The following is a 12,188-nucleotide window of genomic DNA, read 5'->3' as shown; positions in this document are numbered from 1 at the left end:
GGGGTGGGTGGGTGTTCGGCTCCGCCCGGCAACCGCTTCTGCTGCTTGCAAGGGAAAGGTTAGGCAACGCAGGGGAGCATTGCAAGAAAAAATTCTCCCTAAAGTTGTAAAAATCGAAGGCAGTTTCGAGACGTTTCGTTAACCTTTTGAAGGGGCAAGCCGGATGGATGCAACTTGCGGACGGCGACCACTTGAAGGTGAACAAAAAGCGATCATTCTAAGGGTCTGCAGGAGAAGACCGATGCATAACAACTCGCCCGAACAGATGCCGGACACGGGCCGGTCGGTGGACCGGCTGCGCGACCATCTGAAGCTCGAGGGTGGCCGCCCCTTCGTGATGCATTCGGAGTTCAAGCCCGCGGGCGACCAGCCCACGGCCATCGCCGAGTTGGCCCAGGGCATCCGCGACCTCGACCAGAACCAGGTGCTGCTGGGCGCAACGGGAACCGGCAAGACCTTCACCATGGCCAAGGTGATCGAGGAGACGCAGCGCCCCGCGATCATCCTTGCGCCCAACAAGACGCTGGCCGCGCAGCTTTACGGCGAGTTCAAGAGCTTCTTCCCGGAGAACGCGGTCGAGTATTTCGTCAGCTACTACGACTACTACCAGCCCGAGGCCTACGTCCCGCGTTCGGACACCTACATCGAGAAGGAAAGCCAGATCAACGAGCAGATCGACCGGATGCGCCACTCGGCCACCCGTGCGCTTCTGGAGCGCGATGACGTGATCATCGTGGCCTCCGTCTCCTGCATCTACGGCATCGGCTCGGTCGAGACCTACGGGGCGATGACGCAGGACCTCCATGTCGGGCGCGAATACGATCAGCGAAAGGTGATGGCCGACCTCGTGGCACAGCAATACCGCCGGAACGACGCCGCGTTTCAGCGTGGCTCCTTCCGCGTGCGGGGCGACAGCCTGGAGATCTGGCCGGCGCACCTAGAGGATCGCGCCTGGAAACTCTCCTTCTTCGGGGAGGAGCTCGAGAGCATCACCGAGTTCGACCCGCTGACCGGCGCGAAGACGGACACGTTCGAGAAGATCCGCGTCTACGCCAATTCGCACTACGTCACCCCGCGCCCGACGCTCCAGCAGGCGGTGAAGGGCATCAAGGCCGAGCTTGCCCAGCGGCTGGAGCAGCTTGTCGGCGAGGGCAAGCTACTCGAAGCCCAGCGGCTTGAGCAGCGGACGAATTTCGATCTCGAGATGCTGGAGGCCACCGGGTCGTGCAACGGGATCGAGAACTACTCGCGCTATCTGACCGGCCGCGCGCCGGGCGAGCCGCCGCCCACCCTCTTCGAATACATCCCCGACAACGCCATCGTCTTCGCCGACGAAAGCCACGTGTCCGTGCCCCAGATCGGCGGCATGTATCGCGGCGACTACCGGCGCAAGTTCACGCTGGCCGAGCACGGGTTCCGCCTGCCCTCGTGCATGGACAACCGCCCCCTCAAGTTCGAGGAATGGGACGCGATGCGCCCGCAATCGGTCTTCGTCAGCGCGACCCCGTCCGACTGGGAGCTGGAACAGGCCGGCGGCGTCTTCACCGAGCAGGTCATCCGGCCCACCGGCCTTCTCGATCCGCAGGTCGAGATCCGGCCGGTCGAGACCCAGGTCGACGACCTGCTCGACGAGATCCGCCATACCGCGCAGAAGGGTTACCGCGTGCTCGCGACCGTGCTGACCAAGCGCATGGCCGAGGACCTGACGGAATACCTGCACGAACAGGGCATCCGCGTGCGTTACATGCATTCGGACATCGACACGCTCGAACGCATCGAGATCCTGCGCGACCTGCGCCTTGGGGCCTTCGACGTGCTGGTCGGCATCAACCTTTTGCGCGAAGGGCTCGATATCCCGGAATGCGGGCTCGTGGCGATCCTCGATGCCGACAAGGAGGGGTTCCTGCGCTCCGAGACCTCGCTGATCCAGACCATCGGACGCGCGGCCCGGAACGCCGACGGCAAGGTCATCATGTATGCCGACCGTGTCACCGGCTCGATGGAGCGCGCGATCCGCGAGACCGACCGGCGCCGCGCCAAGCAGCAGGCCTACAACGAGGAACACGGGATCACCCCCGAGACGATCCGCAAGAACGTCGATGACGTGATGGCCGGCGTCTACAAGGGCGACGTCGACATGAACCGCGTGACGGCGAAGGTCGAGAAGCCGCTGGTCGGCGCGAACCTGCGGGCGCATCTCGACGGCTTGCGCGACAAGATGCGGAAGGCGGCGGAGAACCTCGAGTTCGAGGAAGCCGCGCGGATGCGCGACGAGATCAAGCGGCTGGAAGCGGTGGAACTGGCCGTGGCGGACGACCCGCTCGCGCGGCAATCGGCGGTGGAGGCGGCGAGCGAGGAGGCCGTCAAGGCGCGCGGTCGGAGTACGGCCGGACGACCCGGGCAGCGCGGGGGGAAGGCCAGAAGGGGGAGGTGAGGCTTCCAATGGCGCGCGTCATGCCGGAGGCATTCCACAGGCCGTGGCGCTTGCTCGGTAGCCAGGCGCCACTCCTCGCGATCGCCAGCCGAACTTGACCGGCGGCCAATAGCCTGGGGCAGGACTTGTCCCGCCACCCCCTCCCCATGCTATCCTCGCCCAAACCGCTCCGACCCAAGGCCCACACCATGCGCCTCCTTCCCCTCCTTCTCCTTCTCCCCACCGCCGCGCTGGCCGACGACTGCACCCAACGCCTGCAATCCCTGCTGGCCACCGACCTCACCGCCGATGGCCCCTACACCGCCATGAACACCAACGTCATGGCGGGGATGGAACAGACCTACCGGCAGTCCTTCGTCTCCGACCGGCATTTCCTGGTGGAACCGCTGACGCCACCCGGTCAGCCCGCGACGCTCCACCACGAGGGCGCCGCCTGGACCGCCGACGGCGCGGGGGGATGGACGCTCGCGTGGGAGACCGATGCCGACGAGGCCGCGCAAGGCATGGAGGATCAGCGGCAGGCCGCGGCGGCCGCCGTGGAAGGTGCGACCTGCACCGAGGGCGACGGGACGGTGGCGATCGAAGGCACGCTCGGGCCGACGCCGCATTTCGGGCCGCAGGCGACGGTGGGCTACCTCGTCGACGCGGCTACGGGGCAGGTGCTGGAAATCTCCTACGCCTATGTCATCAACGGCATGCCGGTGACCGCGAACTACCAGATCAGCCGCGCGCCGGGCCTGACGCTGCCGCTGCCGCCGGACAAGTGACCGCGCCACAGGACCTCGCCGCGACCCACAGCCACCTCTATCCGGGAGCCCGCGGGACGGCCGGGGCGCCGCTCGGAGATGGGCCCGTTTCGCTGACCTTCGCGGACGGGACCCGCGTGGCAGGCAGGCTGACGGGCGACCGGCTGACCATCGACGCGCATCGCACGGCAAAGGGCACGTCGATCCCGCTCAAGACCTGGGTGATCGCGCGGGGCGCCACGGATCCGGACGGGCGGATGCACTTCGTCGTCAGGGCACGGGACGGGGGTGTGGATTCCCTCCGTTGATCGGCGACGCACACATGGGCGAGCATCGGGCATTCTGAAAGGGAGGCCTGCGCAGCTGACGCAGGGCATGGTGCAATGCCTCAATTCCTCATGGGTCTCGGATTCATCACCTTCACCGCGACGGTCGTGATCGTCGGCGACTACGTCCTCAAGCTTGCCGCGGACCGGGGCCACGGGGCCTTCTCGGTCGCCGTGGGCCTCGGGGTGCTGCTCTACGCTGTCTCGGCGCTTCTGTGGTTCGCGGCGATGCGCCACCTCACGCTCGGGCAGGCGGGGGTCGCCTACTCGATGCTCACGCTCGTCGCGCTGGCCCTGATCGGCGCGCTGTTCTTCGGCGAGCGTCTGGGCCTGCGCGAATGCGCCGGCATCGGCTGCGCGCTGACGGCGATGCTGTTGATGGTGCGGGTCGGCTGACCGTACGGGTCCGGCTGACGTGGCGGCTTCAGCCGCCCGCGCCGCCCGGCACCACGGTCAGGCCCAGCATGTTCCAGTTCTGCATGCCGCCACGGTAGTAGCTGATGTTCTCGGCCGGAAAGCCCGCCTCGATCATCCGCCGTGCCGCCGTCGGCGACTGCCCGCACCATGGGCCGTTGCAGAACAGGACCACCTTCGCGACGTTCTCGCCTTCGCAGAGCCAGCCGTCGAAATCGACCTCGCAGCCAAGCTCGCCCAGGCGGTCGGCGGCCTCCGTGTAGGGGACCGAGACGGCGCCGGGGATGGTGCCGGCCTCGAACTCGGGGCGGATACGGCCATCGATCACGACGGTGTCCGGATCCTGCAGCGCGGCCAGAACCTCCAGCTCGCCCACGGGCGTCACGCCCTCGGCGGGGATCATCGGCTGGATGCAGAAATTCGGACATGGCCGCGACGTCAGCGTCCAGTCGCCTTCAAGACGGTGGGCGTTGTCCTGCTCGCGCATGATCTCGACCGAACCCGAGGTGGTCTCGACCGTGACCGACATCATGTCGGGGGTCAGGCCCACCGGATCGGCCAACGCGGTTCCAGCGGCGAGCAAAGCTGCCAGCGCCGTGGCGCCGGGCAGGGTCCATCGTGCCATAGTCGTCCTCCCTTGACTCATGTTGACAGCGTCACCTTTCCAGCGTGTTCCGTCAACCTCCGGCTGCACGCTGCCCTTGCCCCGGGCGCGATACGCCCCACAATGCCGTAGATGACACGCTCCATCGCAATTGCCGCCCTTGTCTTCGCCGCGTCCCACACGGCCGCCTCCGCCTGGGAGGCCGGAGTGGACGGCCCGCTCTGCACGCTCGAGCACGCGGGCGACGGCGCCGAGGTGCGGCTGACCTACGATCCGAGCCTGCCGCTCTACAGCATATCGATCAGGCGGGCGGAGCCCTGGCCCGAAGGTCCCGTTTTCGCCATGCGGTTCGAGGGCGCGCAGCCAAACATGATCACCACGACGCGGCATGTCCTTTCGGAGGAGGGGCGCACCCTCGGCGTGACGGACAGGGGCTTTGGCAACGTTCTGGACGGGTTGGAGTTCAACGACGTCGCGCTGGCGTTCGCCGGAACCGCAGTCGTGGCGCTCGACCTGTCGGGCGCTGCGCCGGAAGTCGCGGCCTTCCGCGCCTGCACCACCGCACCCTCGGCCTGACCTCTAGGGTTCGGCCACAAGGGCATAGCCAACGCCCCGCTCTGTCCTGATCGGGTCGCGGCCGAGCGCGGCAATCACCTGCCTGCGTGCGCGGCTGATGCGCGTGTCGATGGCACGGATATCGTTGTCGGAGTCGCGCCCGAAAACGAGGGCGTGCAGGCGCGCGCGGTCCCAGGTCCGGCCGGGATCGTCCATCATCGCGCCGAGAATGCCGAAGGCCTCGAGACTGAGCGCGACGCTTTCGCCCTTTATGGCGAAGGTCAGGCAGGCCTCGTCGAGAACGAGATCGCCGTGTTCGGCCCGGCCCAACATCGACTGCGGCCTGCACCGCCGCATGAGCGCCCGGAGCGTCAACGCCGTTTCCAGCGGGTCTTCGCCCGGCGCGATCCGGTCGGCGATGAGACCGGGGGGCAGGTTGCCCGGCGACGTCTGGCCGACGGTCAGGACCCCGAGCGTGGCGGTGCGTGCGGCGGCCGCGATTTCGCGCAGAAGCGCCCTTGCCTCGCCGGTGTCGGACACAAGCACGTAGTCGGGCCGTGCGGCCGTCACGTCGAGAAGAAGGTCGCCCTCATCCACCGCTTCGCTGAGCCCGGTGAGGGCCTTTCCCGGTCCTTCGAGAAACGGGCGCAGCGCCGGCTCGAAGGCTGCGGCGAACCCGCGGAAACCGACGTAGAGCCGAAGGCCGGAGTCAGGCGCGGCGGCCATTCCCGTACCGACCGGTTCAGCCAAGCGCGTAGCCGGCGCCCCGCACGGTCCGGATCGGATCGCCCGCATCCGCGGCCCTGAGCGCCTTGCGGAGGCGTCCCACGTGAACGTCGACGGTTCTGCTGTCGACGTAGATGTCGCGGCCCCAGACCCGGTCTAGAAGCTGCTCGCGGCTCCAGACACGGCCGGGGCGTTCCATGAACGCGGTCAGAAGCCGGAACTCGGTCGGCCCGAGGCTGAGGCTGATGCCGTCGCGATAGACGCGATGCTCGGCCAGGTCGACGACGATATCCTCGAACTCGAGACGCTCGCCCACCGCCGCCGGACGGGTGCGGCGCAGCTGCGTCCTGAGCCGCGCCAGAAGCTCTGCGATCGAGTAGGGTTTCACGACATAGTCGTCGGCCCCGGTCTCGAGCCCGCGGACCTTGTCCGTTTCCTCCGAGCGCGCCGAAAGCATGATGACAGGAATGCGCGCGGTGTCGCCCGACATCTTGAGCTGCCGGCAGACCTCGATCCCCGAGACGTTGGGCAGCATCCAGTCGAGGATGATGACATCGGGCGGCGTCTCGCGCACCACGACCAGTGCCTCGTCGCCCGTCTCCGCGGTCACGACCTCGTAGCCTTCCGCGCGGATGTTGTAGGCCAGAACCTCGCGCTGTGCGGGTTCGTCCTCGACCACCAGGACCAGGGGTTCGCCGGCCATGCCTCAGCCTCCGCCAGCTCTACCGCGGGACACCGCCCGCGGCGGACACGTTGTCCTGCTTGGGCCGGTCCTCGCCGGGCATGTCGCCCGTCACCATGTAGATCACCTGCTCGGCGATCGAGGTCGCGTGGTCGCCCATGCGCTCGATGTTCTTGGCCATGAAGTGCAGATGCATGCAGGTGGTGATGTTGCGCGGGTCCTCCATCATGAAGGTGAGGTATTCGCGGAACAGCGCCGAATACATCTGGTCCACCTCGATGTCGCGGTCGCGCACGTCGAGCGCCTTGTCTGCGTCGCGCTGGATATAGGCGTCGAGCACGTCCTTCAGCATCAGTTCCACCTGCCGCGCCATTCGGCGGAGCGAGGCGCCGGTGCCGTTGACCGGGGGATGGTCCATGATCGCCTCGGCCCGCTTGGCGATGTTCTTGGCATAATCCCCGATCCGCTCGAGGTTCGAGGAGATGCGGAACACCGACAGGACGGTGCGCAGGTCGCTCGCGATGGGCTGACGCTGGGCGATGATGCGCGCGGCCTCCTCGTTGATCTGCACGTCGAGCGCGTCGATGGCCGCGTCGCCCTGCCGGACGGCATGCGCCAGCTCGGGATCGCGGGCCTCGAAGGCCTGCGCCGCCTTGGCGATGGCATCCTCGACGAGGCCGCCCATGCGCATGATGTTGGCCTGGATGCCTTCGAGGTCACGGTCGAAGGACGAGACGATGTGTTCGGAAGGAGCCATGATGCAAATGCTTTCCTGGGAGCGCCTCAGCCGATCCGCCCGGTGATGTAGCTTTCGGTGCGGGGATCGTCCGGGTTGGTGAAAATCTTCGACGTGGAATCGAACTCGACGAGCTCGCCGAGGTGGAAGAACGCGGTCTTCTGGCTGACGCGGGCGGCCTGCTGCATGGAGTGGGTGACGATGACCACCGAGAAGCGGGAGCGCAGCTCGTCGATCAGCTCCTCAACCTGCGCCGTCGCGATCGGGTCGAGCGCCGAGCACGGCTCGTCCATCAGAAGGACCTCGGGATTGGTGGCAACAGCCCGCGCGATGCACAGGCGCTGCTGCTGACCGCCGGACAGGCCGGTGCCGGGCGCAGCCAGCCGGTCCTTCACCTCTTCCCAGAGCGCGGCGCGGCGAAGCGACCGTTCCACGATCTCGTCGAGGTCGGCCTTGTTCCTGGACAGGCCATGGATGCGCGGTCCGTAGGCCACGTTGTCGTAGATCGACTTGGGGAACGGGTTGGGCTTCTGGAACACCATGCCGACCTTGGCGCGCAGCTGCACCGGGTCCACGCGCTTGTCGTAGATATCCTCGCCGTCGAGCGTGATCTCGCCCTCGACGCGCGCGACGTCGATGGTGTCGTTCATCCGGTTGAGGCAGCGCAGGAACGTCGACTTGCCACAGCCGGAGGGGCCGATGAAGGCGGTGACGGTCTTGTCCCGGATATCGACATCGACGTGCTTGATGGCATGGGTCTCGCCGTAGAAGACGTCGACATTGCGCGCCTTCATCTTGATTTCCAGGTCGTCCACTTCGCGCTCCGTCACTCTCATGTCGTTCATATTGGCATCCTCCACGGGCGTTACCACCGGCGCTCGAAGCGGCGGCGCAGGATCACGGCCACGGCGTTCATGATGATCAGGAAGACCAGGAGCACGATGATCGCGCCCGACGCCCGCTCGACAAAGGCGGGGTCCGAACGCTGGGTCCAGCTGTAGACCTGAACCGGCAGCGCCGAAGCGGCGTCGAAGAGGCCCTCGGGCGGCGCGGCCGGGAACTCGCGGACGAAGGCCACCATCCCGATCAGGAGAAGCGGCGCGGTCTCGCCCAGCGCCTGCGCAAGCCCGATGATCGTGCCGGTCAGGATACCGGGCGCCGCCAGAGGCATGACATGGTGAAACACGCTCTGCATCCTGGAGGCACCGAGGCCAAGCGCGGCCTCCCGGATCGAGGGCGGCACCGCGCGCAGGCTCGCGCGGGTGGCGATGATGATGGTGGGCAGCGTCATCAGCGTCAGGACGAGGCCGCCGACGATGGGCGCCGATTGCGGCAGGCCCGCGAAGTTGATGAAGGTCGCGAGGCCGAGGATGCCGAAGACGATCGAGGGAACGGCCGCGAGGTTCGAGATGTTCACCTCGATGAGGTCGGTGAACCGGTTCTTCGGCGCGAATTCCTCAAGGTAGATCGAAGCTGCCACACCGATGGGAAGTGCCAGCGCGAGGACGACCAGCATCATGTAGAACGAGCCGACGATGGCCACGCCGAGGCCCGCCGCCTCGGGACGCTGGCCGGAGGCATCGGGCGCCGTCACGAAGGACCAGTTGAACCGCGTTTCCATCGAGCCTTCTTCGGCCAGCGCCTGGGCGAGGACCAGCTGAGCGGGCGTTACGTTGCGGTCGCGCTCGGCCGAAGCCAACGTGACCCGCCCCTTGAAGAAGCCGTCGATGCGCCCGCCGGCCAGCACCTCGACCTCGATGGTCTGGCCGATGAGGTCGGGGTTCGCCAGAACCCGCGCCCTGAGTTGCGCCGGCGCCTCGTCCGAGATCATGGCGGCCATGTCCCGCAGCCCGACGTCATGCTCGATGCCGAGGCTTTCGACATGCTCGACGAATGCCTGCGCCAGGATCGGGAGGTATCCGAAGGTCGTGACCTCGGCCATTTCTGCCGGATTGCGGTTTCCCTCGGGGTCGAGCCGTTCGGCCTGAAGCATCACCGGGAAGGTGATGAAAGTCTGCCGGAAGGAACTCAGACCGTTCGACAGGATCGAAACCAGCAGCAGCACGAGCGCAAGGATGCCGATGATGACGGCGGAAAGGCCATAGGCGCGGAACCGCGCCTCCGCCTTGTTGCGGCGGCGCGTGCGTTCGTCCTGAGCCAGGAGCGAGCCCGCCCCGTGCGGCCGGGGCGCTGCGGTCGCGGTCGCGTCGGTCATTCGTACTGCTCCCGGTACTTGCGGACGATGTAGAGGGCGAGAACGTTCAGCCCCAGCGTGATGACGAAGAGCGTCAGGCCCAGCGCGAAGGCCACCAGCGCCTCGGGGCTCTCGAAGTTCGTATCGCCCGTCAGCTGGCCGACGATCTTGACGGTCACCGTTGTCATCGCCTCGAACGGATTGAGACTGAGCTTGGCCGCGGCGCCCGCGCCGAGGACCACGATCATCGTCTCGCCGATTGCGCGCGAGGCGGCGAGAAGGATGGCGCCGACGATGCCCGGAAGGGCGGCGGGCAGGATCACCTGCTTGACGGTTTCCGATTGCGTGGCACCGAGGCCGTAGGACCCGTCGCGCAGCGACTGCGGCACCGAGTTGATGATGTCGTCACTGAGCGACGAGACGAAGGGGATCAGCATGATGCCCATGACGATCCCGGCGGTCATCACGCTCGACGACGACTGTCCGAGGCCCAGAGGCTCGGCGAAGTAGTCGCGCAGGAGGGGCCCGACCGTGATCAGCGCGAAGAGGCCGTAGACGATGGTCGGAATGCCGGCGAGAATCTCGATCAGCGGCTTGGCGACCGAGCGAAGCCGCCTGGACGCGTATTCCGCGAGGTAGATCGCTGCGAAGAGCCCGATCGGCACCGACACCAGCAGCGCGATCACCGAGATGTAGAGCGTCCCCCAGAGAAGCGGGATCAGGCCGAGGTCGGACCCGCCCTCGAAGCTGGGCCGCCATTCCAGGCCGAAGAAGAATTCGCGCCAGGGATAGAGCTCGAAGAAATTGAAGGTCTCGAACAGCATCGACAGGACGATGCCGACCGTCGTCAGGATGGCGATGGTGGAGGCAAGCAGCAGGATCGAAAGGATGGCGTATTCGACGGCGTTGCGCGCGCGGAACTCCTGGTGCGTGCGCGCATAGGCGAAGGCCAGCCCGAGACCGGCCAGCACCAGAACCACCCCCGTCATGATGGCCTGACCGGTCGCCTTCATCGCCCGGTATTCCTGCGCCGCGACGAGCACCTGGGGCGTGACGTCCGAGCCGAGCGCGACGCCGACCTCGCCGAGACGGGCGCGAATGTCGGTGAACTCCGTGCTGAGGGCGCGCGCATCCCCTGTCGTCAGGGCACCGACCTCGATCGCGGTGTCGATCCCTTCGGCCAGCCGGCGCACCTCGGTCATGACGAGGCTGCGCGAGCCGATTTCCTCCACGGTCGTCGCGGGGATCAGGCTCGTGACGCTGCGCTCGATCACGAGCGGCTGCACGATCAGCCAGACCGCCAGCACCAGAAGCGCCGGCACCACGGTCAGGATCATGGCGTTCGCACCGTAGTAGCCCGGCAACGAATGGAGAAGACGGGTATCCCCGCCGGCGCTCGCGATCGCCTTGCGGCGTCCAAGCACGTAGCCCACGGCCCCGAGAACAAGGATGATGGTGAGCGTCCAGAGAAGCGGCATGGTGCGGGGGCCCGGTCAGGTGAGAAGGACGGGGCCGCGTCGTTGCGGGCCCCGTCCGGGTCTTGGGGGTCTCAGGAGGCGATCACATGCCGCCCATGGTGACGCGCTCGGCGACCACGCGCTGGGTTTCGGCCAGCTCGGGGTCGGAGACGAGGCCGTAGGCGGCCAGCGGGCCGAACGGGCCTGCGATATCGTCGGAGATGAAGAACTCGGCGTATTCCTGCAGGCCCGGGATCACGTCGAGATGTGCCGCCTTGATGTAGAAGAACAGCGGGCGCGACACCGGGTATTCGCCGGTCGAGATCGTGTCGACGGTCGGCTCGATGCCGGACATCGTTGCGACCTGAAGGCGGTCGGTGTTGTTCTCGTAGAACGCCAGACCGAAGACGCCGATCCCCTCGGGGTTGGCGTTGATGCGCGCGAGCGTCTCGGTGTAGTCGCCGTCGATGTCGACCGACACGCCGTCGGCGCGGATCTCGAGGCAGGCTTCCTCGGCGGCGTCCTCGTCCATGCCCATGTCGAGCATGGCCTGCATCGAGCCGGTGTCCTCGCAGCCGGTGAGGATCACGTTCTCCTCGAACACCTCACGGGTGCCGTGACGGGTGCCGGGGATGTAGGCGGCGATGCTCTGGGCGGGAAGCTCGGCGTTCACCTGGTCCCAGGTCATGTTGGGGTTGGCGACCATGGCGCCGTCCACGGGCAGGTTCGCGGCGAGCGCGAGGTACCAGTCCGAGGGAGTGAAGGCGAAAGAGGGGCCGTCGATGTCCGAGGCGAAGACGATCCCGTCATAGCCGATGCGGACCTCGATGATGTCCGTCACGCCATTGGCGGCGCAGGTCTCGATCTCCGAGTCACGGATCGAACGCGAGGAGTTGGCGATGTCGGTCGTGTTCTCGCCCACGCCTTCGCAGAAACGGCGAAGACCCGTCGAGGAGCCACCCGATTCGACGACCGGCGTCGGGAAGTCGAAGTTCTCGCCGAAGGCTTCGGCGACGATGGTGGCGTAGGGCAGCACGGTGGAGGAACCGGCGATCTGCACGGTGTCGCGGGTCTGTGCGGAGGCTGCGACTGCCGTAACCGCGACGATGGCGGCTGCGGCCGTGGAAAGCTTCAGATGGGACATGACTACTCCATGGATTTTGTCCGGGACGACGAGCGTCCTCGGGCGCTGCCTACCTGCCCTGCGCGACGGTTCTTTAACAGTTTTGTAACGGCTGTATGACACTCGACGTGGCAAGGATTACCCCCCTGAACTCCAAGGGGTTTTTGTCTGTGGAGATATGTCCGCGATGC

13 protein-coding genes are annotated in these 12,188 nt (G+C 66.8%); 5 read left to right on the top strand and 8 right to left on the bottom strand.

What is annotated here, in order from left to right:
* The first annotated feature begins 265 nt into the window (after positions 1-265).
* From uvrB to N8I71_RS19600, 4 genes are all read left to right on the top strand, one after another.
* Entirely contained in the window at positions 266-2,434 is a 2,169-nt protein-coding gene (gene uvrB / locus N8I71_RS19615; protein WP_262879738.1) for an excinuclease ABC subunit UvrB, read from the top strand.
* 188 nt (positions 2,435-2,622) lie between these two features.
* Entirely contained in the window at positions 2,623-3,201 is a 579-nt protein-coding gene (locus N8I71_RS19610) for a hypothetical protein (RefSeq protein WP_262879736.1), read from the top strand.
* Positions 3,198-3,488: a hypothetical protein gene (locus tag N8I71_RS19605; protein WP_262879734.1), complete on the top strand. Its 291-nt coding sequence runs from the start codon at positions 3,198-3,200 to the stop codon at positions 3,486-3,488. The genes N8I71_RS19610 and N8I71_RS19605 overlap by 4 nt, the downstream gene beginning before the upstream one ends.
* Before the next feature lie 90 nt (positions 3,489-3,578).
* The gene (locus tag N8I71_RS19600; protein ID WP_262879732.1) at positions 3,579-3,902 is read left to right on the top strand and encodes an EamA family transporter; all 324 of its coding nucleotides are present in this window, start codon (positions 3,579-3,581) and stop codon (positions 3,900-3,902) included.
* Positions 3,903-3,930: 28 nt separating this feature from the next.
* Here N8I71_RS19600 and N8I71_RS19595 read toward each other — a convergent pair whose 3' ends face one another.
* Entirely contained in the window at positions 3,931-4,545 is a 615-nt protein-coding gene (locus N8I71_RS19595; RefSeq protein WP_262879731.1) for a rhodanese-like domain-containing protein, read from the bottom strand.
* 111 nt (positions 4,546-4,656) lie between these two features.
* On the opposite strand from N8I71_RS19595, the gene N8I71_RS19590 reads away from it, so the two are divergent.
* On the top strand, positions 4,657-5,100 hold the full coding sequence (locus N8I71_RS19590; protein ID WP_262879730.1) for a hypothetical protein: 444 nt from the start codon (positions 4,657-4,659) through the stop codon (positions 5,098-5,100).
* 3 nt (positions 5,101-5,103) lie between these two features.
* On the opposite strand, the gene N8I71_RS19585 is transcribed toward N8I71_RS19590, so the two are convergent.
* The 7 genes from N8I71_RS19585 to N8I71_RS19555 all read right to left on the bottom strand — a co-directional run bounded on the left by N8I71_RS19585 (position 5,104) and on the right by N8I71_RS19555 (position 12,018).
* Complete coding sequence (locus N8I71_RS19585) at positions 5,104-5,829, bottom strand: winged helix-turn-helix domain-containing protein (RefSeq protein WP_262879729.1); 726 nt, start codon at positions 5,827-5,829, stop codon at positions 5,104-5,106.
* Positions 5,822-6,508, bottom strand: a complete 687-nt coding sequence (gene phoB, locus N8I71_RS19580) for a phosphate regulon transcriptional regulator PhoB (protein ID WP_262879728.1) — start codon at positions 6,506-6,508, stop codon at positions 5,822-5,824. The genes N8I71_RS19585 and phoB overlap by 8 nt, the downstream gene beginning before the upstream one ends.
* A 19-nt stretch (positions 6,509-6,527) precedes the next feature.
* The gene (gene phoU, locus N8I71_RS19575; RefSeq protein ID WP_262879727.1) at positions 6,528-7,244 is read right to left on the bottom strand and encodes a phosphate signaling complex protein PhoU; all 717 of its coding nucleotides are present in this window, start codon (positions 7,242-7,244) and stop codon (positions 6,528-6,530) included.
* Positions 7,245-7,270: 26 nt separating this feature from the next.
* Positions 7,271-8,068, bottom strand: coding sequence for a phosphate ABC transporter ATP-binding protein PstB (pstB, locus tag N8I71_RS19570; RefSeq protein WP_262879726.1), 798 nt, complete (start codon positions 8,066-8,068; stop codon positions 7,271-7,273).
* A 20-nt stretch (positions 8,069-8,088) separates the two neighbouring features.
* Complete coding sequence (gene pstA / locus N8I71_RS19565; RefSeq protein ID WP_262879725.1) at positions 8,089-9,438, bottom strand: phosphate ABC transporter permease PstA; 1,350 nt, start codon at positions 9,436-9,438, stop codon at positions 8,089-8,091.
* Positions 9,435-10,895, bottom strand: a complete 1,461-nt coding sequence (gene pstC / locus N8I71_RS19560) for a phosphate ABC transporter permease subunit PstC (RefSeq protein ID WP_262879724.1) — start codon at positions 10,893-10,895, stop codon at positions 9,435-9,437. Before pstC ends, pstA begins: the two co-directional genes overlap by 4 nt.
* A gap of 82 nt (positions 10,896-10,977) precedes the next feature.
* Positions 10,978-12,018 carry a substrate-binding domain-containing protein gene (locus tag N8I71_RS19555; protein WP_262879723.1) on the bottom strand — a complete coding sequence of 347 codons (1,041 nt, stop codon included), beginning with the start codon at positions 12,016-12,018 and terminating at the stop codon, positions 10,978-10,980.
* Between the last annotated feature and the right edge of the window lie 170 nt (positions 12,019-12,188).

The sequence above is a fragment of the Roseicyclus sediminis genome, from assembly GCF_025515305.1.
Taxonomy (GTDB): domain Bacteria; phylum Pseudomonadota; class Alphaproteobacteria; order Rhodobacterales; family Rhodobacteraceae; genus Roseibacterium; species Roseibacterium sediminis.
This window is presented reverse-complemented; position numbering and strand designations above follow the sequence as displayed.

Coding starts and splice junctions, on each gene's coding strand:
- N8I71_RS19600 (WP_262879732.1), top strand. CDS start 3,579: ATGGGTCTCGGATTCATCACCTTCACCGCGACGGTCGTGATCGTCGGC.
- N8I71_RS19610 (WP_262879736.1), top strand. CDS start 2,623: ATGCGCCTCCTTCCCCTCCTTCTCCTTCTCCCCACCGCCGCGCTGGCC.
- pstC (WP_262879724.1), bottom strand. CDS start 10,895: ATGCCGCTTCTCTGGACGCTCACCATCATCCTTGTTCTCGGGGCCGTG.
- N8I71_RS19595 (WP_262879731.1), bottom strand. CDS start 4,545: ATGGCACGATGGACCCTGCCCGGCGCCACGGCGCTGGCAGCTTTGCTC.
- pstA (WP_262879725.1), bottom strand. CDS start 9,438: ATGACCGACGCGACCGCGACCGCAGCGCCCCGGCCGCACGGGGCGGGC.
- pstB (WP_262879726.1), bottom strand. CDS start 8,068: ATGAACGACATGAGAGTGACGGAGCGCGAAGTGGACGACCTGGAAATC.
- uvrB (WP_262879738.1), top strand. CDS start 266: ATGCCGGACACGGGCCGGTCGGTGGACCGGCTGCGCGACCATCTGAAG.
- N8I71_RS19555 (WP_262879723.1), bottom strand. CDS start 12,018: ATGTCCCATCTGAAGCTTTCCACGGCCGCAGCCGCCATCGTCGCGGTT.
- phoU (WP_262879727.1), bottom strand. CDS start 7,244: ATGGCTCCTTCCGAACACATCGTCTCGTCCTTCGACCGTGACCTCGAA.
- N8I71_RS19590 (WP_262879730.1), top strand. CDS start 4,657: ATGACACGCTCCATCGCAATTGCCGCCCTTGTCTTCGCCGCGTCCCAC.
- phoB (WP_262879728.1), bottom strand. CDS start 6,508: ATGGCCGGCGAACCCCTGGTCCTGGTGGTCGAGGACGAACCCGCACAG.